The sequence below is a fragment of the Rhodocyclaceae bacterium genome (assembly GCA_020248265.1).
GTDB lineage: Bacteria > Pseudomonadota > Gammaproteobacteria > Burkholderiales > CAIKXV01 > CAIKXV01.
Genome location: JADCHX010000004.1, coordinates 198,974 through 224,291, shown reverse-complemented (window position 1 = coordinate 224,291; position 25,318 = coordinate 198,974). Strand labels below are relative to the sequence as shown.

The 25,318-nt window shown below is 68.3% G+C and carries 23 protein-coding genes; 14 read left to right on the top strand and 9 right to left on the bottom strand.

Annotation, left to right across the window (positions count from 1 at the left end):
- Positions 1-21: 21 nt before the first annotated feature.
- Both ING98_04785 and ING98_04780 read right to left on the bottom strand, forming a co-directional pair.
- Positions 22-390 carry a type II toxin-antitoxin system VapC family toxin gene (locus ING98_04785; protein ID MCA3101167.1) on the bottom strand — a complete coding sequence of 123 codons (369 nt, stop codon included), beginning with the start codon at positions 388-390 and terminating at the stop codon, positions 22-24.
- A complete protein-coding gene (locus ING98_04780; GenBank protein ID MCA3101166.1) occupies positions 387-587 on the bottom strand; it encodes a type II toxin-antitoxin system VapB family antitoxin in 201 nt (66 codons plus the stop codon). Before ING98_04780 ends, ING98_04785 begins: the two co-directional genes overlap by 4 nt.
- 154 nt (positions 588-741) lie before the next feature.
- Here ING98_04780 and ING98_04775 point away from each other — a divergent pair, with 154 nt between their 5' ends.
- Positions 742-2,259 carry an amidase gene (locus ING98_04775; protein MCA3101165.1) on the top strand — a complete coding sequence of 506 codons (1,518 nt, stop codon included), beginning with the start codon at positions 742-744 and terminating at the stop codon, positions 2,257-2,259.
- A 15-nt stretch (positions 2,260-2,274) separates the two neighbouring features.
- Here the strand turns inward: ING98_04775 and ING98_04770 are convergent, their stop codons facing one another.
- Together ING98_04770 and ING98_04765 are read right to left on the bottom strand one after the other, a co-directional pair.
- The gene (locus ING98_04770; protein ID MCA3101164.1) at positions 2,275-3,282 is read right to left on the bottom strand and encodes a tripartite tricarboxylate transporter substrate binding protein; all 1,008 of its coding nucleotides are present in this window, start codon (positions 3,280-3,282) and stop codon (positions 2,275-2,277) included.
- Entirely contained in the window at positions 3,279-4,562 is a 1,284-nt protein-coding gene (locus ING98_04765; protein ID MCA3101163.1) for a prolyl oligopeptidase family serine peptidase, read from the bottom strand. Before ING98_04765 ends, ING98_04770 begins: the two co-directional genes overlap by 4 nt.
- A 268-nt stretch (positions 4,563-4,830) precedes the next feature.
- Here ING98_04765 and ING98_04760 point away from each other — a divergent pair, with 268 nt between their 5' ends.
- Positions 4,831-7,068, top strand: a complete 2,238-nt coding sequence (locus tag ING98_04760) for a xanthine dehydrogenase family protein molybdopterin-binding subunit (GenBank protein ID MCA3101162.1) — start codon at positions 4,831-4,833, stop codon at positions 7,066-7,068.
- A gap of 151 nt (positions 7,069-7,219) precedes the next feature.
- Here ING98_04760 and ING98_04755 read toward each other — a convergent pair whose 3' ends face one another.
- Positions 7,220-8,227 (bottom strand): tripartite tricarboxylate transporter substrate binding protein, encoded by a 1,008-nt coding sequence (locus tag ING98_04755; GenBank protein ID MCA3101161.1) that lies wholly within the window; start codon positions 8,225-8,227, stop codon positions 7,220-7,222.
- Positions 8,228-8,247: 20 nt separating this feature from the next.
- Entirely contained in the window at positions 8,248-9,675 is a 1,428-nt protein-coding gene (locus ING98_04750; protein MCA3101160.1) for an argininosuccinate lyase, read from the bottom strand.
- Between the two features lie 175 nt (positions 9,676-9,850).
- Here ING98_04750 and ING98_04745 point away from each other — a divergent pair, with 175 nt between their 5' ends.
- The 8 genes from ING98_04745 to ING98_04710 all read left to right on the top strand — a co-directional run bounded on the left by ING98_04745 (position 9,851) and on the right by ING98_04710 (position 17,701).
- Positions 9,851-10,837 carry a tripartite tricarboxylate transporter substrate binding protein gene (locus ING98_04745; protein ID MCA3101159.1) on the top strand — a complete coding sequence of 329 codons (987 nt, stop codon included), beginning with the start codon at positions 9,851-9,853 and terminating at the stop codon, positions 10,835-10,837.
- A gap of 25 nt (positions 10,838-10,862) precedes the next feature.
- On the top strand, positions 10,863-11,762 hold the full coding sequence (locus ING98_04740; protein MCA3101158.1) for a CoA ester lyase: 900 nt from the start codon (positions 10,863-10,865) through the stop codon (positions 11,760-11,762).
- Positions 11,686-12,990, top strand: coding sequence for a CoA transferase (locus ING98_04735; GenBank protein ID MCA3101157.1), 1,305 nt, complete (start codon positions 11,686-11,688; stop codon positions 12,988-12,990). The genes ING98_04740 and ING98_04735 overlap by 77 nt, the downstream gene beginning before the upstream one ends.
- A 154-nt stretch (positions 12,991-13,144) precedes the next feature.
- The gene (locus ING98_04730) at positions 13,145-13,732 is read left to right on the top strand and encodes a spore coat protein U domain-containing protein (GenBank protein MCA3101156.1); all 588 of its coding nucleotides are present in this window, start codon (positions 13,145-13,147) and stop codon (positions 13,730-13,732) included.
- A gap of 161 nt (positions 13,733-13,893) precedes the next feature.
- Positions 13,894-14,565: a molecular chaperone gene (locus ING98_04725; GenBank protein ID MCA3101155.1), complete on the top strand. Its 672-nt coding sequence runs from the start codon at positions 13,894-13,896 to the stop codon at positions 14,563-14,565.
- Entirely contained in the window at positions 14,565-16,871 is a 2,307-nt protein-coding gene (locus tag ING98_04720) for a fimbrial biogenesis outer membrane usher protein (protein MCA3101154.1), read from the top strand. Before ING98_04725 ends, ING98_04720 begins: the two co-directional genes overlap by 1 nt.
- A complete protein-coding gene (locus ING98_04715; protein MCA3101153.1) occupies positions 16,850-17,329 on the top strand; it encodes a spore coat protein U domain-containing protein in 480 nt (159 codons plus the stop codon). Before ING98_04720 ends, ING98_04715 begins: the two co-directional genes overlap by 22 nt.
- Positions 17,330-17,467: 138 nt before the next feature.
- Entirely contained in the window at positions 17,468-17,701 is a 234-nt protein-coding gene (locus ING98_04710; protein ID MCA3101152.1) for a hypothetical protein, read from the top strand.
- A gap of 46 nt (positions 17,702-17,747) precedes the next feature.
- On the opposite strand, the gene ING98_04705 is transcribed toward ING98_04710, so the two are convergent.
- The 3 genes from ING98_04705 to ING98_04695 are packed head-to-tail and all read right to left on the bottom strand — an operon-like array spanning position 17,748 to position 20,465.
- Positions 17,748-19,112, bottom strand: a complete 1,365-nt coding sequence (locus ING98_04705) for a HAMP domain-containing histidine kinase (GenBank protein ID MCA3101151.1) — start codon at positions 19,110-19,112, stop codon at positions 17,748-17,750.
- On the bottom strand, positions 19,084-19,767 hold the full coding sequence (locus ING98_04700) for a response regulator transcription factor (protein MCA3101150.1): 684 nt from the start codon (positions 19,765-19,767) through the stop codon (positions 19,084-19,086). The genes ING98_04705 and ING98_04700 overlap by 29 nt, the downstream gene beginning before the upstream one ends.
- A gap of 32 nt (positions 19,768-19,799) precedes the next feature.
- A complete protein-coding gene (locus tag ING98_04695; GenBank protein ID MCA3101149.1) occupies positions 19,800-20,465 on the bottom strand; it encodes a porin family protein in 666 nt (221 codons plus the stop codon).
- A gap of 223 nt (positions 20,466-20,688) precedes the next feature.
- Between ING98_04695 and ING98_04690 the strand changes: the two genes are divergently transcribed.
- From ING98_04690 to ING98_04675, 4 genes are read left to right on the top strand one after another with little or no spacing between them, the layout of a single operon-like run.
- Positions 20,689-22,065, top strand: coding sequence for an FAD-binding oxidoreductase (locus tag ING98_04690; protein ID MCA3101148.1), 1,377 nt, complete (start codon positions 20,689-20,691; stop codon positions 22,063-22,065).
- On the top strand, positions 22,066-23,085 hold the full coding sequence (locus ING98_04685) for an Ldh family oxidoreductase (protein MCA3101147.1): 1,020 nt from the start codon (positions 22,066-22,068) through the stop codon (positions 23,083-23,085).
- Positions 23,086-23,112: 27 nt separating this feature from the next.
- Entirely contained in the window at positions 23,113-24,108 is a 996-nt protein-coding gene (locus ING98_04680; GenBank protein MCA3101146.1) for a tripartite tricarboxylate transporter substrate binding protein, read from the top strand.
- A gap of 16 nt (positions 24,109-24,124) precedes the next feature.
- Positions 24,125-25,294 (top strand): FAD-binding oxidoreductase, encoded by a 1,170-nt coding sequence (locus ING98_04675; GenBank protein ID MCA3101145.1) that lies wholly within the window; start codon positions 24,125-24,127, stop codon positions 25,292-25,294.
- Positions 25,295-25,318 lie beyond the last annotated feature (24 nt).

Here is a 25,318-nt window from a genome sequence, read left to right as displayed (position 1 = left end):
GATGCGGGCAAGGCCTGGCGGTCAGGCCTGCGGTGTCGAGCACCCGAGGCGCTCGCAGGCCGCCTGCAGGGTCCTGTCGCGCGTCCACAGCGTCGCATGCTCGCTGAGCACGACCGACACCAGCAGGGCGACGTCGACATAGCCGAGCCCGGTGCAGGACATGCGGTGCCGCTCGATGAACAGCACGACTTCGGCAGGCTCCGCGACCACCGCCATCGGCATGTCTGCCAGCAGCGAAAGCACTGAAGCCCGGTCCTCGAGCTGGCCAAGCGCCAGCTCTCCCAGAACGAGCGGGTGCATCAGGATCTCGCCGCGTTCCAGCCGTTCCGCAAGCAGGGCATCGCCGCGCCTGAAATGATTCACCCAGACGGACGTGTCCGCGAGGATCAATTCGGCGCTGCAATCCGGCGCCGGCGCGGGGCTTCCAGCCCCGGCTGGCTGCCACCCAGCCTTGCAAGGCGGCGGCCGCTCTCGCGCTCGATCAGCGCCTTGAACGCCTCCCGTACCAGGGCCGTGCGATCGATCGGACCCATCAGATGGGACGCTCGCTCCAGCAGGTCGTCGTCTATGTTGATCGTCGTACGCATGCATGCTCTCCTTTGCGGCGGGGTCTTCAGGCATCAAACGTATCATCAAATGGTGCTCCTTTCAATGCGCCCGTGGGATGCTCGCGCAGCTCGTGGGGGATGTTGGCGCCGTCCTGACGTCGCAGCGCAGCGCGAAAGCGGGTAAAAGGCGGGGATTCCCTGCCTGCCCCTGCCCGTTCCGGCACACGATCAACGGACATCTCTCCTGAACCCCGACACCGCCCTTCACCACCTCGGCGCCGCCGAACTCGCCCAACGCATCCGCCGCGGCGAGCTGTCCTCGCGTACGCTGGTCGCGCACTGCCTGGACCGCATCGCGCGTTTCAACCCGGCGTTGAATGCGGTCGTGCTGCTGCGTGGCGCCGAGGCGCTTGCGCAGGCGGATGCAGCCGACGCCGCGTTGCGCGCAGGTGCGACGACCGGGCCGCTGCATGGCGTGCCGGTGACGATCAAGGAATGCTTCGACTGGACCGGCACGCCGTCCACGTTCGGGCGCCCGTCACGGCTGGGGCACCGCGCTGCGTCCGATGCCGCCGTGGTGGAGCGACTGGTCACGGCGGGTGCGATCGTGCTCGGCAAGACCAACGTGCCGCTCGACCTCGCCGACTGGCAGACGTTCAACGCCGCCTATGGCGCCACCGTCAATCCATGGGATGCCACGCGCGCACCCGGCGGTTCGTCCGGCGGCTCGGCCACCGCGCTCGCGGCCGGCTTCAGCGCGCTGGAGGTGGGCAGCGACAACAGCGGCTCGATCCGGATACCGGCGCATTTCTGCGGCGTGTACGGACACAAGCCGACCTGGGGCGTAGTGCCGGTGCGCGGCCATGCACTGGAGACCGGCCTGCCCCCGGACGACGTGAACGTGGTCGGTCCGCTCGCGCGCACGGCCGAGGATCTCGATCTCGCGCTGCGGCTGCTTGCCGGTGCGGAAGGCATCGCCTCGCGCGCCTGGCGCCTCGAGCTGCCCCCGGCCGACCTGCCGCCCCCGGCCCGGTGCCGGATCGCCGTGATCACCGGCGATGCCGAATTCCCGGTCGACGCCGATACACGGCGCACCGCGCTGGAAGTCGCCGCACACCTGAAAACGCTCGGCGCTTCGGTCACGATCGACCCCGCGCTGCCGATCCCCTCGCGCGACTACTACGAACTGTTCCTCGCGCTCGCGCGCGGCTCGACGTCGTTCCGCCGCGACCGTACGTCGATCGCCGCGCTCGCACCCGCCGCGGCCGCGCTCGACCCGGCCGATCGTGGCTACGAGGCGCTGATGCTGCGTGGCCTGACCCAGTCGCATCGGGAATGGCTGGAACGCAACGCCGAACGCCAGCGGCTGCGCGACGCATGGGAGACCTTCTTCGGCCAGCACCATGCGCTGATCGCGCCGGTCTCGCCGACACCGGCCTTCCCGCATATCCGCGACCTGCCCAAGCCGCTGCATCGGCTCGACGTCGATGGCGTGCAGCGGCCGATGTCGGACACCTACTTCTGGATCGGCCTCGCGTCGGCGGCCAACCTGCCGGCGACGACGATACCGGCTGGCCGTGCCAGGGCCGGAAACCTGCCGATAGGCCTGCAGGTGATCGGGCCGGAACATGCCGACCTGCGCTGCATCGCGCTCGCGCGCCTGCTCGAAGCAGGGCATCGCGGTTTCACGCCACCGCCCGGGTTCGACTGAACCCGGGCGGTACGATCACTCGGGCTTGATGCCCGCGAACTCGACGATCCTGCGCAACTGCTCTGCGTCGGTACGCATCGTGGCCATCATCTCGGCGCCGCTCGCGAAAGCCACTTCGAGCCCGCCGCCGGCCACCTTCTGCGCGACTTCGGGCAAGGCCATCACCTTGCGCAGGTCGGCCTCGATCTTCGCCACGATGTCGGGCGGGGTTGCCGCCGGCGCCATGAACCCGTAGTACACGCTGCTCGCGTAGTCCTTCAACTCGGGCACGCCCGATTCGCGGAAGGTCGGCACGTCGGGCGCAGAGGCAGAGCGGTTGCGCGCGGTGATCGCCAGTACCCTCAGCCGGCCCCCCGCCTGGTGCGGCAGGAGCGTGTTGAGCGAAGACATCACCGTGTCGACCTGTCCACCCACTGCGTCGGCCACCGCCGCCGCGCAGCCGCGATACGGAATGTGCAGCGCGTTGAGCTTCGCCTGGAACTTGTACAGTTCGAACGCGAAGTGGTGCGAAGTGGCGATGCCGCAAGTAGCGTAGGACAGCTTGCCCGGATTCGCGCGCATGTTCGCGGTGAACGCACGCAGGTCGGTCTCTTTCGCCCGCGGATTCACGGCCAGTGCCATCGGCGACACCGTGACCAGCGCGATCGGTGCGAGGTCCTTGAACAGGTCGAACGGCAGCTTCGGATAGAGCGCGACGTTGATCGGCTGCGCGGACGAGGCGAGCAATAGCGTGTAGCCGTCCGCCGGCGCACGCACCACGGCTTCGACACCGACATTGCCACCGGCGCTGACGCGATTCTCGACCAGCACCTGCTGCTTCCACAGGTCGGTCAGCCGTTCGGCGACCACGCGCGCGGTGAAGTCGGCCGCACCGCCGGCTGAGAAGGTGACGATGACGCGCACCGGCTTGACCGGGAACGCCGCCTGCGCGGCGGCCGCGCCGGCTGCGGCGATGAGGGCGCCAGCGAGCAGGCCGCGGGCGAGGCGCACGGCGCGGTGGGTTGCGTGATCGGTGGCGATCATGGCTGGTTCCTCGTGACGACGTTGCCGTTCGCCTCGACGAACAGGCGGGCACTTTCGAAGGGGACGCCGTTGAGGCGATCGAGCATCCAGTCGGCGCTCATCGACGGCGGGTTGGGGCCAAGTACCGTCGAGGGCACGTTGCCGACCGAGTGCCGGGACTCCTGGTACACCATCAGCTGCGTCGGGCCGCGCATCGCATCGACCGTGCGGTATGCCCATTCGACCGGGCACAGCTCGTCGCGCTCGCCAGCCACGCACAGGAAGGGCATGCGGATGCGCTTCGCATGCGGTTCGAGCGTCATCGACTTGCGCATGCGGTCGAAGCGCGCCTCGTCGGTGAAGCCCGACATGTACATGAACCGATGCTTGAAGGTCGGCGAGGCCTTCTGGAAGATGGTCTCGCCGGCGGGCTCCAGGCAGATCGAGGTGATCGCGGCGGCGCAGTAGCGCGGCTCCCAGGCGGCGGCAAGCGTCGCGAAGAACGATCCGAAACTGTTGCCGATGATGCCGATGCGCGCGGCATCGACCTCGCTGCGCGCCTTCAGCCATTCGTAGGCCGCCTTGCTGGTCGCCTTCCACGCGTCCATGCTGAACGGCACACCGCCGAGCACCGCCTCGTACTGACCGGGCCCTTCCAGCACCAGCACCGCGATGCCGCGCGACAGCCAGCGGTCGCCGGCCAGCGCAACGTTGGCTTCCTTGAAGCCGTCCATGCCGGGGATGGACACGATCGCAGGTACCTGGCCGCCACGGTAACCGTACGGCAGGTGGAACCAACCCGGCAGCCGCCCCCCGCCCGGCAGCGGCACCCAGGCTGCCTCGACCCGATGGTCGGCGTTCTTTGCATACGCGTCGAAACACGCCCGCTTGCGCACGTTGTTCGCGAGGTTGTGCGCATCGTTGGAGAGCAGCGTCCATTGAGATGCGGCCCAGAACACCGAGGCGATGAAGTAGTTGTCGCGCGCGGTCGCCGCATGGCCGGCGGCTTCGGCATTCTTCGCCACCGCCTCGCGCCGGCGGGCGACGCCCTCGAAGGCCGGGTTGATGTCGCTGTACTTCTGCACCCGCGCACGCACCGCTGCCAGGTCGCCCGAGGCCAGCGGGCCGCAGGCGGTGCCATAGCTGTTCAGCCGCGGCTGGTCCCATTCGACGCCGACAGAGCGAATCGTCGCATCGACCAGCCAGCGCTGGTCTTCCATCCGCTGCACCTGCGGCTCGTGCAGCTTGACCCGCGCCGATGCCTCACCGCGCTTGCCCGTATTCTTCTTCGTCACTGCCATCGCATTCCCCTCGCGCATTCCCCTCGCAGGCACCGCTGCGAGGCTGACCGAGCCTCCATCCCTTGTCAATGGCGAGCCCCGGCTGCAACCGCCGCCACTGGCATACTCGGCAACACTCAGGAGGCAACCGCAGTTGAACGACCCGGCACCCTTCAGTGGCTCCACCGTCACGCAGGCACGGCTGATCGGCCAGGGCATCGATCGTGTCGAGGATGCAAGGCTGCTGCGTGGCGCGGGCGCCTTCGCCGACGACCTGCACCTGCCCGGCATGCTGCACGCCGTGGTGCTGCGCAGCGCGGTCGCGCACGGACGGCTGCTGCGCGTCGACGTGACGGCTGCGCGCGCGATGCCGGGCGTGCACGATGCATTCGCCGCCGCGGACGTGATCGACGGCATCGCCGGGCCGGGCCGCGGCACGATGCCGCGCATCCCGATGCTGCTCGACCCGCTGCCCGAGGCGGAGCCCTTCCTGCAGCCGGTGATCGCCGAGCGAAGGGTGCGCTACGTGGGCGAGCCGCTGGCCGTGGTGGTGGCCGACACGCAGGCGCTGGCCGAGGATGCACTCGACGCGATCGTGGTCGAGATCGAAACGCTGCCGGCAGTGGTCGATGGCGGGCTGGACACCGATGACCGGGTGCTGCTGGCCGAGACGGCTGGCAGCAACAGGGTCGTACGCCTCGACGCCGTGCGCGGAGATGCGCCGGGAGCAGACGCACTGTTCCAGTCAGCACCGTACGTGCGTCGAGAGCGCTTCAGCGTGCATCGCCATTTCGCGGCACCGATCGAGACGCGCGGCCTGCTCGCCCGACGCGATGCCGGCAGCGGCAGGCTGGTGGTCTCGGGCGCAGCGAAGATGCCGTTCGCCAACCGGCGCATCCTGGCCGGGCTGCTCGGGCTACCGGAAGACGGCATCGACCTGATCGAGGGCGATACCGGCGGCGCCTTCGGCCAGCGCGGCGAGTTCTATCCCGAAGACTTCCTGGTGCCGTTCGCAGCGCTGCGCTGCGGCCGGCCGGTCAAGTGGATCGAGGACCGGCGCGAGAACCTGATCGCCGCGAACCATGCACGCGAGGCGGACTGCGAACTCGAAGTGGCCTGCACGCTCGACGGCAGGCTGCTCGCGCTGCGCGGCCGCGCCGCCACCGATGTCGGCGCCTACCTGCGCACCACCGGCCTCGCACAGTCGCGCAACCTCGCGCAGGTGGCGACCGGGCCCTACCGGGTGCCCGTGGTCGCACTGTCGGTCGACGTGCGCGTGACGAACAAGACACCGTCCGGTCCCTACCGCGGCCCGGGGCGCTTCGAGACCGACTTCTTCCGCGAGCGGCTGTTCGATATCGTGGCCGGCGAACTCGGCCTGGACCGTGTCGCGTTCCGCCGGCGCAACCTGCTGCGCAGCGACGAGATGCCCTGGGCGCTGCCCACGCTGCTGCCCTGGAGGGCGGATACCGCCACCGACAGCGGCGACTATGCACAGACACTCGACCGTTGCCTGCAGGTGTTCGACTGGACGCGCAAGTCGGAACTGAACGGCCGCGAGATCGACGGCCGCCGGCACGGCATCGGCGTGGGCTGCTATATCGAGGGCGGCGCCGCGGGGCCGCGCGAAGGGGCACGCCTCGTGCTCGAGGCCGATGGACGGGTCGCGGTCTTCACCGGCGCCTCGCTGGTCGGGCAGGGGCTCGAGACCGTGTTCGCCCAGATCGCCGCCGACGCACTCGATCGGCCGCTGACCGCGATCCGCGGCGTATTCCATGGCTCGACCACCGGCGTGCGCGAAGGCTTCGGCAGCTACAGCTCGCGCAGCACTGCGATGGGCGGCTCGGCGATCGTGATGGCCGCACGGCAGCTCAAGGACATGATCGCATCGGCCGCCGCGGCACTGCTGGGCTGCGCGGCAACCGAACTCACGATCAGCGGCGGTGACCGCATCGTCGCGGCCGATGGCCGCTCGCTTGCGCTGGCAGCGGTTGCAAGCCACCACGCACCGCTGGGCGGGCTGGTCGCACACGGCACTTTCTCCAGCACGAACCGCACCTACAGCTACGGCGCCCATGCCGCACATGTCGCGGTCGATCCGCGCACCGGCAGCGTCGAGGTGCTCGACTATGTCGCGGTCGAGGATGTCGGGCGGATCATCAACCCGCGCACGCTGGAGGGCCAGGCCATCGGCGCGATCGTGCAGGGACTCGGCGGTGTGTTTCTCGAGCGGCTGGTGTACGACGCCGAAGGGCAGCTGCAGACCGGGTCGCTCGCCGACTACCTGCTGCCGACCGCAGCCTGCTTCCCGACGATCCGCATCGTCGCACTGGAGAACCATCCGTCGCCGCACAACCCGCTCGGCGCGAAGGGTGCCGGCGAAGGCGGCATCATCCCCGTCGGCGGCGTGATCGCCAACGCCGTGTCGGCCGCGCTCGCCCCGCTCGGCGTCTCGGTGACCGACCTGCCGCTGCCGCCTTCGCGCCTCTGGGCACTGGTGGACGCCTGCCGCACGCGGTCGCGCTGATCGCCCGCAGCTTCCTGCGCAGGGCCACCGCGCGAGCGGCGCGACGACTCAGGGCGCCAGTTCGAACTCGCCATTGATCTCGATCACCGCGCGCCGGTGCAGCTCCGCGATGCCGACCGACTTCATCGACCGACGCGACCGGAGGGACGCGCTAATCCAGCTTCGCCCCCGACTGCTTCACCACCTTGCCCCATTTCTGGCTCTCGCTGCGCACGAACGCGGCGAGCTGTTCCGGCCCCGCGCCAGAGGGCGTGATGCCATCGGCTTCGAACTGCGCACCGAGCTCGCCCTTGAGCAGGGAGACGATCTCGGTGTGCAGCCGCCGCACGATCTCCGGCGGCGTGCCGCGCGGCGCAAGCAGCGCATACCAGACGCTCGACTCGTAGCCCTTCACGCCGGCCTCTGCGATGGTCGGCACCTCCGGCAGTGCCTTCGAGCGCTGCACGGTGGTGGCACCCAGCGGACGCACGCGACCCGCCTTGAAGTGCCCGACGCCGGCGCCATAGCTCACGAACATCGCCTGCAACTGCTCGCCCAGCATGTCGGTCATCGCGGCACCGGCGCTCTTGTACGGTGCGTGCACGATGTCGATGCCAGTCATCGTCTTGAGCAGTTCCATCGACAGGTGCAGGCCACTGCCGTTGCCCGTCGAGCCGTAGGTCATCGCACCGGGCTTCGCGCGGGCGAGCCTCAGGAACTCCTCGACCGTGTTCGCCGGCGTGCCCTTGCTGACCGAGAGGAAGTACGGCGCGGAGCCCAGAAGCGTGACCGGTGTGAAGTCCTTCACCGGGTCGTACGGGATCTTCGTGTAGAGGAAAGGATTGATCGCAAGCTGGGCGGTCAGCGCCAGCCCCAGCGTGTAGCCGTCGGCCGGTGCTCGCGCGACCATCTCCATCGCGATGTTGCCGTTGGCCCCGCCGCGGTTGTCGACCAGGAACTGCTGGCCGAGCCGCTGCGACAGGTGATGCCCGAGCGGACGCGCAACGACATCGCTGCCGCCGCCCGGACCATAGGGCAGGATCAACCGCACCGGCTTGGCCGGCCATGATTGCGAGAACGCGCCGCCGGCCGCGGTTGCAAGGAAGACTGCCGCGAGCACGCGTGCCACGCGAAACCGCACGATCGGCGAGTCTTCACGCATCGGGACTGACCTCTTCATCGGTGCTGATCTCCTGATATTCAGCCAGCAGCGATGCTGGCAAACGCGGCTCCCCGCAACCGGCTCGCCCGCGCAAGCCGGGACCGCACCGTATCGAGCCAGCGCCGCGTGGCCGCAACCGCGTCCGCCTGCTCGTCCTGCATGGACTGCACCTCGGTCGGCTGCGGGCCACCGCGCCCGAGCCGCCCGAACACCATGTACTCGGGGCTGATCGCTTCCCGGAACTTCGCCTCGTCGAGCGGCAGCGGCGTGCCGGTCTGCTCCAGGTAGATCCGCTGCGCGTCCGCGAAAGCGATCTCGTGCAGCTGCAGGCCCCGGCTGCGGCCGTGGTCGGTGAGCAGCGATGCGTAGTGATGGCCGGTGCGGAACGGCACTTCGAGCCGGGCCAGCGTGTCGGCGATCTCGGTGGTCGTCGAGTAGTCCTCGCGCACCTCGGCCAGCGCACGCTCGGGATCCACCACGAGGCCCTCGACCACCCTGGCGATCAGGTCGATCACCGCGACGGGCCGCACGCTCGGCACCGGATCGTACATGCGGTAGTCGAACATCCCGGTGCGCACGTTGTGCGAGAGCATCGCCACCGACTGCAGCTCGACCAGCAGCAGGCTGGCCTGCGCGCGCAGCTGCTCGATCGCAGCCGGGTTGCGCTTCTGCGGCATGATGCTGCTCACGCCAGTGAGCGCGCCGGTGCGCAGCTGCAGCCAGGGGCGCGGACTCGCATACGGTGCATGGACGTCCTGCGCGAACTGGCCGGCCTGCACGGCGAGGATCTGCAGCGCGCAGGCCACTTCCATCGCACAGTCGACGCTGGCGAGCTGGTTGGCGTCATAGGCGTTGACGACCAGCGCGTCGAAGCCCAGGAGTTCCGCGAGCCGATCGCGATCGATCGGAAAGCTGGAGGTCGCCAGTGCGGCCGTGCCCAGCGGGCTGACATTGACCCGGGCCCATGCCTCGCACAGCCGCTCGGTGTTGCGGGCAAGCATGGCACTCACCGCGAGCAGGTAGTGGGCATACGTGGTGGGTTGCGCCTGAACGCCGTGCGTGAAGGTCGGGATGATCGTACGCGCGTGGCCTTTCGCGACGGTGAGCACCGCTTCGCGCGCCGCGCACAATGCGTCGATCTCGCGCAGCAGGCCGTCGCGCAGGTTCATCCGCGCCAGCGTCGACGCGAGGTCCTGCCGGCTGCGTCCGGTGTGCAATCGCGAGGCCTCCGCGCCGCCGATCTCGACCAGCCGGGGTTCGTAGTCGAGGTAGTCGGCGGTCGTCCTCGGCGCTGCCTTGGCATCGCGTGCGCGCAGCTCGGCGATGGCGCGTGCGATGCGCCCGCCGGCGTCGGCAGGCAGCACGCCCGCCTCGACCAGTGCGACCAGCGAGGCAGCGTTGATCTCGTCGAGGAACTCGACAGAGCGGCCGCCACCGCGGAACGATTGATTCAGGTCGCCGCTCATCGGGACGGCTTCTCGCGTGATCTGGCCATGCATCCTCCTCTGCGTGCCCGCCGCATTATGCCCCTTCCCTCCCGCCCGCACTCGCACTACCCTCGGCCGTTCAGAGCGACTCGGCGCCTCGGCAGGCCGACGCGCCCGGGCACCACCCGGATACACCTGGAGGAGGAGCGGTTCGATGGCGATCCACGACTGGATTCGATACGGCTGCAGCGCGGCCCTGCTCCCGCTGCCCCTGATGATGGCTGGTACGGTTGATGCCGCCGACCCGTACCCGGTCAAGCCCATTCGCTGGATCGTCCCGACCTCGGCCGGCTCCGGCGCAGATACCGTCGGGCGCATCGTCACCAACGGCCTGGCACAGGTGACGGGGCAGACCGTGGTGGTCGAGAACCGCGCAGGCGCCGCCGGCAACATCGCCGCCGAGTTCGTGGCCAAGGCGCCGAAGGACGGCTACACCGTGCTGCAGGCCAACTTCAGCCACGGCGTGAACATGAGCCTCTACAAGAAGCTCGGCTACGACCTGCTGCGCGATTTCGCTGCGGTCACCAACCTCGGCTCGTCGCCGGCGTTGCTCGTGGTGCATCCGTCGCTGCCGGTGAAGAACGCGAAGCAGCTGGTCGCGCTGGCCAGGGCGCGGCCGGGGGCCATCAACTATGCGTCCGCTGGCGCCGGGTCGCCGACCTTCATCGGCGGCGAACTGTTCCGCTACGTCACCGGCACCAACCTGCTGCATGTGCCCTACCGCGGCGGCGGCGAGGCGATCAACGCGATGGTGAGCGGCGAGACGTCGGTGTACTTTGCGCCGCTCGCCTCGTCGCTGCCGCATGTGAAGACCGGCCGCCTGCGCGCGATCGCAGCGATGAGCGACCGGCGTATCCCGGTGATGCCCGAGGTACCGACGATCGCCGAGGCGGGCTTCCCCGGCGCAGAATCCGGCTTCTGGCACGGGTCGATGGTGCCCTCGGGCACGCCGGTCGAGGTGATCAACGCGCTGCATGCAGCGACCACGGCCGCGCTCAGGCGCGAGGACATCGCGCGGCGGCTGACCGATGTCGGCTATTCGGTGATCGGCGATCCACCCGGTCCCTTCCTGGAGTTCGTGAAGTCGGAGGTGCAGAAATGGCGCAAGGTCGTGCAGGCCACCGGGCTCACCGCAGAGTGAGCGGCCGACGCAGGGCAGTCGAACGATGAGCGGCCCACGCAGCCTGCTGTTCGTACCGGGCAACAGGCCCGACATGCTGGCCAAGGCACCGAAAAGCGGTGCCGACGCCCTGATCATCGACCTGGAGGACTCGGTGCCGGTCGCCGAGAAGGACCGTGCACGCGGCATCGCGCAGGACTTCATCGCGAGCCAGGGCGCATCGAACGTGCTCTACGTGAGGGTGAACGCGATCGGCACTGGCCTGCTGGAGGCAGACCTCGACGCGATCGTACGCCCTGGTCTTTCGGTGGTGCGGCTGGCGATGACCGACAGTGCGCACACGGTGCGCGAAGTCGACCGGATGATCACCGCGCTCGAGAAGAAGCACGGCATCCCCGAAGGAACGGTACGCATCACGCCGAGCCTGGAGACCGCGCGCGGCTGCTGGTTCGCGTTCGACATCTGTTCGGCCTCGCCGCGGGTGAATGCCGTGAGCTGCGGCACCGCGCAGGACGGCGACCTGCAGGCGGATCTCGGCTACACCTGGTCGCCCGAGGGCCACGAGGTGCTTTACGTGCGCTCACATGTACTGCTCGCCGCAAAGGCGGCAGGCGTGAAGCATGTGCTCGACGGCACCTACGCGAAGATCCGCGACCCCGAGGGTCTGCGTACCTGCTGCGAGGCGGTGCGGCGCCTAGGCTACCGCGGAAAGTCGTGCATCCATCCGAACCAGGTCGCGCTGGTGAACGAGGTGTTTACCCCGACCGAGAAGGAACTCGACTACTACCGGCGGGTGATCGTCGCGTTCGACGAAGCGGTCGCACGCGGCTCCGCCGCCACCACGATCGACGGCGGCACGATGATCGACTATGCAATGGCCGAGACGGCACGACGGGTGCTGGCGTGGGGCGACAGCGCGAAACGCGGGGGACAGGACGTTGGCTGAGAACGATTTCCGCAAGGACACATCGTCGGCTCTGCCGCTCTCCGGCATCACGGTCTTCGACTGCGGACAGGTCGTGGCTGGCCCGACGATCGCGATGATCCTCGGCGACTTCGGCGCCGAGGTGATCAAGGTCGAGAACCCGCGCGGCGGAGACCAGGGCCGCTACTTCGGACGCAACAAGGGCGGCGTGCCGCTGGTCTGGAAGCAGCTGTCGCGCAACAAGAAGACGATCACCCTGTCGCTGAGCAAGCCGGAGGGCCAGGAGCTGTTCTGCCGGCTGGTCGAGGCGCTGAAGGCCGACGTGGTGATCGAGAGCTTTCGCGCCGGCACCTTCGAGCAATGGAACCTCGGCGAGGAACGCCTGCGCGCACTGAGCCCCGGGCTGGTGATGGTGCGCGTGTCTGGTTTCGGCCAGACCGGGCCGTACAGCGACCGCCCCGGCTTCGGCACGCTGGCCGAGGCGATGAGCGGCTTCGCCCAGATCACCGGCCAGCCCGACGGCCCGCCCACCCTGCCACCCTTCCCGCTCGCGGACACCGTCGCCGCGCTGTACTCGACGATCGGCGTGCTGCTGGCGCTGTACCAGCGCGACGCGAAAGGCACCGGACGCGGCCAGTCGATCGACACCAGCCTGGTCGAGACGCTGTACACGGTACTGACCGGGCACGCGGTGTCATGGGACCAGCTCGGGCTGCCGGGCAAGCGCTACGGCAACCGTACGACCGGATCGGCACCGCGCAACACCTACCGCACGAAGGACGACCGGTGGGTGGCGATCGCAGGATCGACACAGGCGATCACCGAGCGGCTGTTCGCGGTGATGGGGCAGTCGGCGCTGCTGAAGGACGAGCGGTTCGCGACGAACCAGGCACGACTCACGAACGTGGACGCAGTCGATACGGTGGTGTCGGCGTGGGTCGGCGAGCGTACGCAGGCCGAGTGCATGAAGGCACTGCTGGCGGCAGAAGTGGCCGCCGCACCGATCGCGGACTTCAAGGACCTGGCGGAAGATCCGCACATGATCGCGCGCGGGGCACTGACCGAGATCGATGACCCGGAGCTGGGCAAGCTGCGGATGCCGACGGTGCAGCCGCGGTTGTCGGAGACGCCGGGCAGGATCGAGTACGCCGGGTTACCGATGGGGGTGCACAACCGAGAGATCTACATCGAGCGGCTGGGGATGGCGGAGGGGGAGTTCGAGCGGTTGCAGGGGGCCGGGGTAGTCTGAGCGGAGCGCAGCGCCTACCGCAGCTGATCGGTCGACGCCACCTCGACGTTCCGCCGCGGTCGGGCCGAGCAGCAAGGCCTGCAACGTGCCGCGTACAACCGCGAAAAAATACTGTGTTATCGGCGCTGCATTGCGTTTCTTGAGGAGCGTGCGTATGTTGAACCATAATGCGTCGGAAGTCGGTGTGCTTGCGGCAAGGCGTTGCCATCCCCGAAAGCCTTCCCACTCGCGTCCTCGACCCGGTCTTTCCGGTTTCCAAATGATCAGGAGGGTCCATTCCATGGCGAAATACAATCTCCGTCTTCTGGCCTTTGCCGCAGCGCTGGGGCTGGTGGCCCCCGCAGTCCAGGCTGCACAGGTATCGGCAACGATGTCGGTCAGCGCAACCGTAGTGGGTGCCTGCGTGATCAGCACCGCCCCGCTGACTTTTCCCACGTACAACGGCTCGGCAGAGGTCACTGCATCGGCCACGCTTTCCGTGACCTGCAGCAACGGCCAGACCTACCGCGTGTTCTCCCCGACGACCCCGCGGCGAATGGTCGGTCCGGCCGGTGCCGTGCTCGAATACGGCCTGTTCACCAATGTCAGCCGCACCACGCAGCTTCCGTTTGATGCAACCGGTGCGCAGCGCACAGGCACCGGCTTCACGCAGAGCATCGATATCTTCGGCAGTATCGCCTCGGGCCAGACGGTCGCTGCGGGCAGCTATTCGCAGACCGTCACCATCGTTGTCGATTTCTGAGGGTTCGCTGTTCCGGCAAGGCTGGCAAGGCAGCGCAGTGTCCACGGGCGAGCGATGAACTCGCCCGTTTTCTTGTGAGGCTGCACATGCGCTCTGCGTCGATACGCTCTGCGTCAGTACGATTCCTGTCAGCACGATCCGCGTCAGTGCGCCGGGCGCTGGTGCTGTTCGCGGCGCTGCTCGGCATCGGCATCGGCAGCGGCAGCGTGGCACTGGCGGCAGGCTCCTTTTCCGTCTCCCCGGTGCGGGTGGATCTGCGCGCGGGTCAGACGGGCGGGTCGATCGAGGTCATCAACAACGGCAGCACCGAGATCCAGCTCACGGTGGAGCGGTTTGCCTGGAGGGCGAACGCATCGGGCGATCAGCTCGAACCCACCGCAGACTTCGTGGCCAGCCCACCGTTGTTCGACCTGCGGCCGGGAGAGCGCCAGGTGGTGCGCATCCTGTTCGTGCGTCCGGCCGACCCGCAGCGCCAGCTCACCTACCGGATCGCGCTACAGGAATCTCCTGCCCGGCTGCCTGTCACAGGGCTCGCCACCGTGCTGCGTGTCACTCTGCCGGTGTTCGTGACTCCGCCCCGCGCCGTCCCCTCACTGCAGTGGCGCAGGGTCGATTCGCCGGACGGTCCGTTCCTGGAGGTAGAGAACCGTGGAGACGCCACGGCACTTCTGGCAGGCATACGCCTGGAGGGTGCGCGCGACCTGGAAGGCGGCAGCGGCTATGTGCTGCCTGGTCAGACGCGTCGCTGGCGCGCGCCGGAGCTGGGTCGGTCCATCGTCGTAGCCCTGCCGGGTGGCAGCACCGAGACGGTGGAACTGCAACCGCCGCGCTGATGCGCAGGCGGTGGCGCCTTGCACTGGCGCTGTGGGCGGCAGCCTTCTCGGCCGCGGGTGCGCAGGCCAGTCCGGCAGCGATCGAAGTGCGTCTCAACGGGCAGGCGCCCGTCGTGGTGCTGGCATCGGAGCGCGAGGGCGAGCTTTACCTCTCGGGCTCGGCCCTGCGCAGCCTCGGCCTGCGACCGCCCGCCGCCCCGGCCGCGTTCGTGGACGGTGGCGAGCCCTTCCATCGGCTGAAGACCCTCGGCCTTACGCTGCAGCGCTTCGATGTGCGTGAAGGAAGGGCCGACATCATGGCACCAGCCAGCGTGTTCCCCGGCAGCGCGCAATCGCTGCAACTGGAGCCCATCGACATCACGCCCGGCAGCCCCGCCGCGTTCGTGAACTACGATTTCTCGGTCAACTCGGGCAACGGGACGGTTTCGGGCGCGGGACTGTTCGATATCGTCGGAACTTCCCGCTACGGATCGCTGACCCATTCCTTCGTGAACCGTAACCTGGGCGGCGATGTTGCGCAGCGCAGGGGCACGGAGCGGCTGGCCACCACCTATCGTTACGACTGGATCAACAACGCCACCACGCTGGAGGCGGGCGACGTGACCGCTCAGCCAGGCGCCTTCGGCCTGCCGCTGCGCTTCGGCGGGGTCTCGCTGTATTCCAACTACGGATTACGCCCCGGCTTCGTGACCCAGCCCATGCCGCGGTTCAGCGGCGAGGCGGTCACGCCATCCACGGTGGACGTCTTCATCAATGACCAGCTGCGTCGCTCGCTCGGCGTGCCGGCAGGACCGTTCACGCTCAACGAACTGCCCGTGGTCACCGGCGCCGGTCAGGCGCGGCTGGTGATTCGCGACGCGCTGGGCCGGGAACAGCGGGTGGACGCCGCCTTCTACAGCACGGGCAGGCTGCTGCGCCAGGGCCTCTCGCAGTACGCGATGTCAGCCGGCACGCTGCGCAAGGCGCTCGTGACCGGAGACCCCGAATACGGCAACAGCTACCTGAGCGCGCTCTGGCGGCAGGGCATGTCGGACACCCTTACCCTGGAGGCCCGCGCCGAGCTGGAAGCGGGCGTGACCCGCGTGGCGGGCGCTGCAGCCACCTTCGCCCTGCCCGCAGGCGAGGCCGAGATCTCCGGCGCCGTCAACGAGAACGCAGGCCGGATCCACTGGCTGGGCGGTGCAGGCTACCGATATGTCTCGCCGCGGCGCTCCGCCACGCTGCGCTGGGATCAGTCCGACGACGGCTTCCGGCTCGCCGGCGTGCTCGACCCTGCCCTGGCGACACAGCGCCAGGTGACAGTGACGGCAGGCCAGCAGCTGCGCGCCGGCGTCAGCATCAATTCGGGGTGGATCGACCAGCGCGCCGCCAATGGCCAGGCGCAGCGCAGCGCCAACCTCAGCCTGATCTGGAACCTGCCCAGGGGCACCGCGGTGCTGTTGACTGCCGCGCGCACGAGCTTCGCGGAGCGCACCAGCGACTCGCTGCGCCTGACCCTGAGCCTGCCCCTGGACAAGAACCAGTTTGCGTCCGTCTCCTCGGAAGGCGGCTCGCTGCGCCAGAACAGCATCAGCCTGCAGCGACCGCTGCCGCTGTCGGAAGGCTTCGGCTATCGAGTGTCCGGCAACGAGGGCAGCGCGGGCACCCGCGGCGAGGCATCCGTTTTCGCCCAGTCGCGCGCCGTTCTGCTCTCGGCAGAGCACTCGGCCACGCAGGGCCAGCCTGGCGCGTCCCGTTTCGGGGCCCGTGGCAGCCTGGGCACTGTCGGCGGTGCCGTGTTCGCCGCGCGTTCCATCAACGACAGCTTCGCCCTGGTGCGGGTGCCCGACGTGGCCGATGTGCCGGTGAGCTTCAACAGCCAGCCTGCAGGCCGCACCGACAGCACGGGCCGCCTGGTGCTGCCGAGGGTGAGCGCTCTCGTGCCCCACCGGGTCGATGTCGATGTCGATGCACTGCCTGCGGACGTGACCGTGCTCGATGAGCGCACCCGCTTCGTGGTTGCCCCGCGCAGCGCGGTCATCGCCATCCTGGGCGTGAAGCGCGTGTCCAGCGCGCTTGTACGCGTGATCGATCCGGACGGCACCGTGCCACCGCCTGGCACCACCGTGCGTGGCGCCAGCGGCGTGGAGACATCGCGCGTGGGTCCCCGCGGCGAAATCTTCGTGCGCGCCAGCCCCGGCATCCTGCGACTACAGGTCGAGCGCGATGGCGCCGCCTGCAGCGTAGAATTCGAGCTGTCCCCGTCCCTGCCGTTGGGCGGCTATCACGAGATAGGACCGCTATCATGTCGACCCGCCGGGCCCTGACCGGTCTGCTCACCGCGGCAGCGATTCTGACCCTGCCCACCGCGCAGGCGCAGGTGTCCTGCGACCTGCAGGTGCCGGCGATGAGCTTCGGCAGCGTCGATATCCTTGCAGAGATGCCAGTCGATCGCAGCCTGGGCAACATCGAAGTGATCTGCAGGAACACCGGCATCGCCGATGTGGTGGTGATGATGCGCACTGCCGTTTCGGCCGGCTCGGGCGGCACCGACAGCCGGCGGCGCATGGCGGGGCCCGGCGGCTCGTCTCTCGAATACAACCTGTTCCGGGACGCGAGCAGGACCCGGTTGTGGCGTGCGAGCGGTGATCCGGCCGTGACGCTCAACGTGGGTGCCAAGCAACAGGCCAGCCTTCAGTTACCGGTATTCGGGCGCCTGGACGGACCGCGTGACGCGCGCCCCGGCGGGTACACCGACTGGTTGACCGTCACCCTGGACTTCTAGCGATCGGGCCGGCAATGCCCCCGGGGTGCCGCCGGGGTCAAGTCCTGCACCATCCTGCCGTTACCTTGGGTCATGCGGACCAGGGTTCTATCGCTGTGCTCGATCGCGCTGGCGACGGATCTCGCGTCCGGGCCGGTCATGGCACAGACGCGCCAGGCGCGTGCGACCCTGGAGGTCCGCGCAACCGTGGTCCGCGTCTGCACCGTCGGGATTGGCGTGACGAGCATGCCCGGCTGCGAGGCCGTAGTGCGCGAGAACCAGCGACTGCTGGAGCGGGCACCCGAACCTGCGGGCATCGTGCGCGCAAGCATCACTGAACAGGCAGCGGATACCACCGCACCGCGCATCATCGTGCGCACCTTCGACTTCTAGCAGCCCCGATGCACGGCGCGGCGCCGGCGCCGCATACCTGCGACGATCACGGCGCCGCGAATATCACTTCGAAACGAGCCCCGCCGGACGCGGCTTCCGTGCACCTGATCTGCCACTGGTGCGCAGTTGCCACCTCGAGGCAGATCGCCAGACCCAGTCCCGAACCTGGCCGATCGCCCTGCGAACCTCGCCAGAATCGTTCGAACACCTTTTCGCGCTGGTCCTCCGGCACCCCGTGGCCCTGGTCCTCGACGGCGATTCGATCGGAACCCACCCAGATACACACGGTACCGCCCTCGGGCGAGAAATCCACGGCGTTCTCGACCAGGTTCTTGAGCAGGACGAACAACTCTCCCTGGTCTGACAGGATATCGACCCCCGCCGGCTCGCAGACGATGTGCAGACTGACTCCCGCGCGCTCGGCCCGCCAGGACAGAAACCCGACGACCTGCCGGGCGACCTCATCGACTGCAGTCGGCCGCTTGTCGAGCGATCTTCCACCCGACACCTCGGCGATGTGCAGCAATTGGTTGACGGTGCGTGCGATGGAATCCACATCGCGCAGGGCCGGGGCCGGGATCGTTCCCGCTGCGTCTTCGAGTTGCCCGCGCAAGAGCGCGAGGGGCGTCTTCAGCTCGTGTGCGGCATTGGCGAAGAACCGTTGCTGGCTGGAAAAAGCCACCTCGAGGCGAGCCAGCGCGTCATTGAACGCCGCGATCAGCGGACGGATCTCGGAGGGCACATCCTCTACAGGCAAACGTGCAGAAAGATTGGCCTGCCCGACCGTTTTCGCCGTCTCGCTGGCGATCCTGATCGGCCGCAACACGCTGCGTATCCCCAGGAAACTGAGGATCGACAGCACCACGATGGATATCGCGACGATGACTCCTACCGCCTGGTTGACGGCAGGCACGATCGCTTCCTGGGCGAGTTCGGCAAACCGGTCGCTGCGCCCGACCTGAACCAGGAAGGCGCGGCCATCGACGCTATGGCGTACGGCTGCGACATGGAAGCGAACACCATCGATCAGGGTCGGCAGGTAGAAGCCATCCTGTCGTTCGACCGGAATCGTGGGCATCAGGCTGTCGAACCGGCTCTCCGACGAGGCGACGACCCGCCCATCCTCGGTCAGCACGCGGTACTTCAGGTTCGCGAAGAACGCATCGAACCCGAAGTTATCGATGCCGCCGAGCCGGACGACCACGCTGCCATCGGACGAACCCGCATCGATGGCTTCGGCGATGTCGTTGGTCTGGCCCTTGAGGCTCTGCTCGGTAATGAAGCTTGCGAAACGCTGGGCCAGCACCATCTGAACCGCCAGGTAAGCGCCGGCAACAATGAAGATGGACAGGGCGAACGCGATCGACAGCCGCAGCGCGAGGCTAGGCGTCCTCGGGAACGACCAGCGCATAACCTATTCCCTTCGAGTTGGCGATCGACACGGTGGAACGCAATGTCGCCAGTTTTCCACGAAGGCGGTGAATGGCAACATCCAGGGCCTTCGGTGTCACGGCAGATGACAGGCCCCAGGCAGCAGTCTCCAGCATGCTTCGCCTCACGACACTCCCCTCGTGTCGGGCCAGCGCAAGCATGATCTGCAACTCGGTCGGAGACAGGGTCATGCAGGAATGTGCGACGCACAACGAACTGAGCTGCGGCACCAGTCGTATGTCTCCGAAGGTCACCTCCGTCGGCATCCAGGGCTGGCTGCGGCGAAGCAGCGCCCGCGTTCGGGCGAGCAACTCATCCATCTCGAACGGTTTGGTCAGATAGTCGTCTGCGCCGGCATCCAGTCCGTCGACACGGTCGCCCAGGGCATCCCGAGCGGTAAGCACCATGCAGGGGATGGATTCCCGCATGGCGCGCAGCCGGACAAGCACTTGCAAACCGTCACCATCGGGCAGGCCACGGTCGAGGATCATTGCGTCGTAGCGAGCGTCCGCCATCGCTGCTGCAGCCTGACCCAGGCTGATCACTGCATCACAGGCTATCCCGTTTCGTTCCAGCATGCTGCAGATGACCTGGGCCATGCGCGGGTGGTCTTCGACTAAGAGGATTCTGGGCATGGCCGAGGCCGTCTTTCAGTGGCGCCCCGGGATCAGAACCGGTAGGTCACGCCGAGGTTGATCGAAACGGGCCGGTACTTGATATCGCCGGAGATCCTGCCGCCTGCAGCAGCATCCTCCGCATCGAAGGTGCCCGTACTGACCCGCATCAATCTGACATCGCCCACCAGGCTCCACTTCGGGGAAAGATCCCATTCTCCTCCGAACATTACCTGAACAGCCGCTGCACCTGAGCGGGAATAGCTCAGTTCACGTCCGTTGCGTTTGATGTCGATGTCGATTTCCTGCGTCCACCCCAGTCCTGCCCCTACGAACGGGCGGATGTCGCCCCATTTCGCGAACCGGTAGTACCCGTTCACGAAGAACGTGTTGGATGCGAAGTCACCATCGACGGACGATGTACCGATCTTCTTCACGCCGTGGCGACGGAAGTCCCAGGCAACTTCAGCGGCCCAGCCATTGCCGTAGCGATAGCCGAATGCGCCGCCGAACCCGACGCCGGTGTCGAAGCTCGTGTCGCCGCTCGCGGTGCCACCAGAGGTTCGCGACTCGGTCAGGGTGGTCGAAGACAGGCTGCTCGGCCCGGCGTAGAGACTGACGTAGCGGCCAGCGACATCCTTTGCGGATGCGTCGAAAGCCGAGAACGTCGAGGCCATTGCGATGATCAGGGCTGCGCCGGATCTGGCGTGTACGGACATGATTATCCTTTCCAGGGGTTCGAGGTGACGGTGTCCGGGCAACCCGGCACCGTTGCCGGATTGTGGTCGGGGCAGGGTTACCCGAAGGTAACGACACAGGTTGCCGTCGACGCGAAGGCGGCGCGGCCGTGGGCGGGGCCGGCGGCGTGCAGACCCCGAAGTGCACCTGTCCAGCTCCCGACCTCCCCGCTACACTTGAGCGGATACGCTCCTGGAATCTTCCATGCACCCCGTCGACGTCGCCATCATCGGCACCGGATCCATCGGCATCGCCGTCGCCTACTATCTGGTCCGCGACCACGGCGTACGTCGTATCGCGCTCATCGACCCGCGGCCCCCGATGAGCCTCACCTCCGCCCAGTCGGGCGAGAACTACCGCAACTGGTGGCCGCATCGGGTGATGACGGCGTTTACCGACCACTCGATCGACCTGATGGAACAGCTCGACGAGGCCTCCGGCGGGCGGTTGAACATGACGCGCGGCGGCTATGCGCTGGTCACCCGGCGCGAGAACCCGCAGGACCTGATCGATGCGCTGCACCTTGGCTATGCCGAAGCCCCCGGCCAGATCCGCCTGCGCGCGAGCGGGAGCGAGGGCGACTACATCCAGCCCCGTCGCACGCCCTGGCAGGGATCGCCGTCCGGCGTAGACGTGCTGCTCGACCGCGCGCTCATCCGCCGCACCTTCCCCGCGTTCGCGGACGACATCGCCACCGTCATCCACATCCGCCGCGCCGGCTCGATCGACGCGCAACAGATGGGCAGCCTGATGCTGGAGGCCATCCGCGAAGCGGGCGGCACGCTGTTGCGCGGCGAGGTGAAGTCGATCACCGCTGGCACGCCGTTCCGGCTGGAGATCGCCACGCCGGAATCCCCGACACCGACGACGCTCATCACTGAGCGCGTCGTCAACGCCGCTGGCCCGTACCTGCAGGACATCGCGTCGATGCTCGGTGAAGACCTGCAGGTCGAGTGCGTGTTCCAGCAGAAGATCGCCTTCCCCGACACGCTGCACGCGGTCGCGCGGCACCAGCCGTTCGCGATCGACCTCGACGGCCAGTCGCTCGCCTGGAGCGACGAGGACCGTGCGCTGCTCGCCTCCGATCCGGCGACGCGCCGGCTCACCGAGCCGATGAAGGGTGGCATCCACTGCCGTCCGGACGGGCCGGTCGATGGCAACTGGATCAAGGTCGGCTGGGCCTACAACGAGACGCCGAGCAGCCCGCATGCCGACTCACATGGAACCGCGCCGATAGACCCGCAGTTCCCCGACTCGGTGATCCGCGCGGTGAGCCGGCTGCAGCCGAAGCTCGCGGCCTACATCGGCAAGCTGCCGCGGGGAGTACGGCACTACGGTGGCTACTACACGCAGACGACGGAGAACTGGCCGCTGATCGGGCCGATGGCCACGCCGGGCGCGTTCGTCGCCGGGGCACTGTCGGGCTTCGGTTCGATGGGCGCCTGCGCGACCGGATCGTTGTGCGCGGCGTGGATCGCCGGCGACCTGGTGCCATCGTTCGCGACGGCGCTCGCGCCCGCACGCCGGCAGGACACGGCGCTGATGGCGGAGCTGGCCGGGCTGGCCAAGGGCACGCTGTAGATGGCGCAGCGCATCCCGCAGTTCATCACGCAGTTCATCCCTGAGGCCACACTGCTCGCCCGCGTCGAGGACACGCTCGTCCGCAACGGCTTCTCCCCGCAGGTCGCCGCGCCGATCGCCGCCACCATCGTCGCCTGCGAGCGCGACGGCACGCCGAGCCACGGCCTGCTGCGCCTGCCCGGCTACATCGAGGCGGTACGCACCGGCTATGCGGATGGCACGGTACTGCCCGAGGTGGCGAGCTCGCGCGACTCGATGCTGGTGATCGATGCGCGCCAGGGATTCACGCATCTCGCGCTCGCGCAGTGGCGCGACGACCTGATGCAGCGCGCGTCGCACACTGGCACTGCAGTACTGCTGATACGCGATGCCCACCACTTCGCCGCGCTGTGGCCCGACATCGAGCCCTTCGCCGCACACGGCTTCATCGCGATGAGCTGCGTCACCTCGCGCGCCCGCGTCACCGGCTGGGGCGGCGCGAAAGCGGTTTTCGGGACCAACGCCTCGGCCTTCGCCTGCCCGCGCGCCAACGGCCTGCCGATCGTCTGGGACCAGGCGGCGAGCGTGATGTCGCAGGGCGACGTGCTGCGTGCGGCGCGCGAACGACGCCCGTTGCCGGAAGGCGTCGGCGTCGATGCCGACGGCCAGCCGACCACCGATGCCTCACGCGTGCTCGACGGCGGCGCACTGGTCGCCTTCGGCGGCGTGAAGGGCGCATCGATCGCGTTCATGGTGGAGATCCTGGCGGCGGCCCTGAGCGGCAGCCCGTTAGGCTTCGAGGCACCGGTGCCGGGCAACAAGCCGTCCAAGTGCGGGCAGTTTCTGCTGCTGATCGATCCGCGCTGCGCCGGCGCCGACGTGGCCGCGCGGGTCGAGCCGCTGGTGGCTGCGGTGCACGACTCCGGCACGCCGAAGCTGCCCGGTGCGCGGCGCTATGCCCGACGCCGGCAGGCGGCCGAACGCGGCATCGAACTCGACACGCATGCGCTCGAGATCCTCGAACGATGCGCCAACCCTTGAACTGTTGTTTCCAGGAGAACCCGGACCATGTCACATAGCTCACGCACCTCACGCACACCGCTGTCCCGATCAGTGGCCCTGGCCATAGCCACCCTCGGCGCCACCTGCGCCCTGCCCGCCTTCGCCCAGGCCTGGCCGGCCAAGCCGATCCGCTTCATCGTGCCGTTCGCGGCCGGCGGCGTGGCGGACGTGGTCACGCGCGCGGTGACACCGCGGCTGTCCGAGGCGCTCGGCCAGCCGATCATCATCGACAACCGGGGCGGCGCCGGCGGCACGCTGGGCACCGCGATCGGCGCGAGGGCCGGGGCGGACGGCTACACCTTCGTCACGCCGGCCGGCAGCCATGTCACCACACCCGCGCTCTACACCAAGCTCGACTTCGATCCGGTGAAGGACTTCGCGGCGGTGACCAAGATCGCCGACGTGCCCTACCTGCTGGTGGTGCCGGCCGCGAGCCCGATCAAGACGCTGGCCGACTTCATCGCTGCTGCGAAGGCCAACCCGGGCAAGCTCACCTACGGCTCGGCCGGCAACGGCAGTTCCAACCACCTCGCCGGAGAACTCCTGGCCGGGCGCATCGGCGCGAGCCTGCTGCACATCCCCTACAAGGGCAGCGCGCCGGCGCTGGTGGACGTGCTGAGCGGACAGATCTCGTTCATGTTCGACACGGTCAACACCGCGACCCGCTACATCCCCGCCCGCCTGCGCGCGGTGGGCATCGGCACCGCGAAGCGCTCGACGCTGATCCCCGACGTGCCGCCGATCGCCGACACGCTGCCCGGCTTCGAGGCGGTCACCTGGGTCGGGCTGCTCGCCCCGGCCGGCACGCCGAGGGAGATCGTCTCGCGCATGCACGCCGAGATCGCGAAGGTGGTGGCCGCACCGGACGTGCGCGAGCGCTTCTCCGCCTCCGGCGCCGAGCCGGTGGCGAGCACGCCGGAACACTTCGGCGCCTACCTGGCCGCCGAGGTGAAGCAGTGGGAGCGCGTGGTCAAGCAGGCGAAGATTCCGCCGGTGCAGTGAGCGCGGACGTCGAGCGATGAGCACCCAACATGACGTCGTGATCATCGGCGGTGGCGCGATCGGCTGCGCCACCGCGGTCTTCCTGCGCAAGGCCGGCGTCGAGCGCGTCTGCGTGCTCGAGCCGGATCCGACCTACGCCAAGGCCGCGACGCCGATGGCCACCGGCGGCTGCCGCCGGCTGTTCGCGCTGCCGGAAAACATCCGGATGTCGCAGTTCAGCATCGAGTACTACAAGAACTTCGCCGAGCATGTCGCGGTGGATGGCTACGCACCCGACGTGCAGTGGAAGGAGCGCGGCTACCTGTTCATCGGCGGGCCGCAGCATGCGCAGGTGCTGGAGCAAAACGCCCGCGTGCAGGAAGCCGAGGGCGTGCAGATCGAACTGCTCGATCGCGCCGCGATCGCCGCGCGCTATCCGTGGATGCGCAACGACGACCTCGCGCTAGGCGTGCTGTCACCGCAGGACGGCTGGCTCGACCCGAACAGCGTGCTGCAGGGCTTCCGCCGCAAGGCGCAGGCGATGGGCGTGACCTTCCTGCGAGATCGCGCGGTCGACCTGTACGTGCGCAACCGGCGGATCGTCGAGATCGAACTTGCGTCGGGCGCGCGCGTGCGCGGCGACCATGTGGTGAACGCGGCCGGCTGCTGGTCGGCGTCGATCGCCAAGCTGGTCGGCGTCGACCTGCCGGTGAACCCGATGCGCCGCTTCGAGCACTACGTCGAACTCGCGCACGAACTGCCCGCCGACATGCCGCTGATCAAGGACCCGGACCGCCTGATCATCCGCCCGGAGGGCAAGGGCTATGCGGTGGGGCTGGTGAAGTCGGACGAACCGCGCGGGTTCAACTTCGAGGTGGAGCCGTCGTGGTTCCAGGACGTGGTGTGGCCGGCGTGTGCGGCGCGCGTCAAGGAATTCGAGGAACTGAAGCTGGTGCGGGAGTGGGCCGGGCTCTATGACGAGTGCGAGCTGGATGGGAACATGATCCTGGGGCACTGCGAGGGCGGGCCGGAGAACTTTCTGGTGGCTTGTGGGTTTTCGGGGCATGGGTTGATGCATGCGCCGGCGGTGGGGAGGGGGTTGGCGGAACTGATGGTTCGCGGGCGCTTTGAAAGCATTTGTTTAGAGCGACTAGGCTATTGGCGAGTGACCGATACCTGCCCCTATCCCGAGACTGGAATAATATGAGCGCAGTGACAGTCGCGCCGAACT

Bases quoted from the DNA above. Each gene is read 5' to 3' on its own strand.
- ING98_04710 (MCA3101152.1), top strand. From the start codon at position 17,468: ATGGCACAGACGCGCCAGGCGCGTGCGACCCTGGAGGTCCGCGCAACC.
- ING98_04755 (MCA3101161.1), bottom strand. From the start codon at position 8,227: ATGAAGAGGTCAGTCCCGATGCGTGAAGACTCGCCGATCGTGCGGTTT.
- ING98_04770 (MCA3101164.1), bottom strand. From the start codon at position 3,282: ATGATCGCCACCGATCACGCAACCCACCGCGCCGTGCGCCTCGCCCGC.
- ING98_04705 (MCA3101151.1), bottom strand. From the start codon at position 19,112: ATGCGCTGGTCGTTCCCGAGGACGCCTAGCCTCGCGCTGCGGCTGTCG.
- ING98_04715 (MCA3101153.1), top strand. From the start codon at position 16,850: ATGTCGACCCGCCGGGCCCTGACCGGTCTGCTCACCGCGGCAGCGATT.
- ING98_04720 (MCA3101154.1), top strand. From the start codon at position 14,565: ATGCGCAGGCGGTGGCGCCTTGCACTGGCGCTGTGGGCGGCAGCCTTC.
- ING98_04675 (MCA3101145.1), top strand. From the start codon at position 24,125: ATGAGCACCCAACATGACGTCGTGATCATCGGCGGTGGCGCGATCGGC.
- ING98_04780 (MCA3101166.1), bottom strand. From the start codon at position 587: ATGCGTACGACGATCAACATAGACGACGACCTGCTGGAGCGAGCGTCC.
- ING98_04735 (MCA3101157.1), top strand. From the start codon at position 11,686: ATGCAATGGCCGAGACGGCACGACGGGTGCTGGCGTGGGGCGACAGCG.
- ING98_04695 (MCA3101149.1), bottom strand. From the start codon at position 20,465: ATGTCCGTACACGCCAGATCCGGCGCAGCCCTGATCATCGCAATGGCC.
- ING98_04680 (MCA3101146.1), top strand. From the start codon at position 23,113: ATGTCACATAGCTCACGCACCTCACGCACACCGCTGTCCCGATCAGTG.
- ING98_04740 (MCA3101158.1), top strand. From the start codon at position 10,863: ATGAGCGGCCCACGCAGCCTGCTGTTCGTACCGGGCAACAGGCCCGAC.
- ING98_04745 (MCA3101159.1), top strand. From the start codon at position 9,851: ATGGCGATCCACGACTGGATTCGATACGGCTGCAGCGCGGCCCTGCTC.
- ING98_04760 (MCA3101162.1), top strand. From the start codon at position 4,831: ATGCTGCACGCCGTGGTGCTGCGCAGCGCGGTCGCGCACGGACGGCTG.
- ING98_04730 (MCA3101156.1), top strand. From the start codon at position 13,145: ATGTTGAACCATAATGCGTCGGAAGTCGGTGTGCTTGCGGCAAGGCGT.
- ING98_04690 (MCA3101148.1), top strand. From the start codon at position 20,689: ATGCACCCCGTCGACGTCGCCATCATCGGCACCGGATCCATCGGCATC.
- ING98_04765 (MCA3101163.1), bottom strand. From the start codon at position 4,562: ATGGCAGTGACGAAGAAGAATACGGGCAAGCGCGGTGAGGCATCGGCG.
- ING98_04700 (MCA3101150.1), bottom strand. From the start codon at position 19,767: ATGCCCAGAATCCTCTTAGTCGAAGACCACCCGCGCATGGCCCAGGTC.
- ING98_04750 (MCA3101160.1), bottom strand. From the start codon at position 9,675: ATGAGCGGCGACCTGAATCAATCGTTCCGCGGTGGCGGCCGCTCTGTC.
- ING98_04685 (MCA3101147.1), top strand. From the start codon at position 22,066: ATGGCGCAGCGCATCCCGCAGTTCATCACGCAGTTCATCCCTGAGGCC.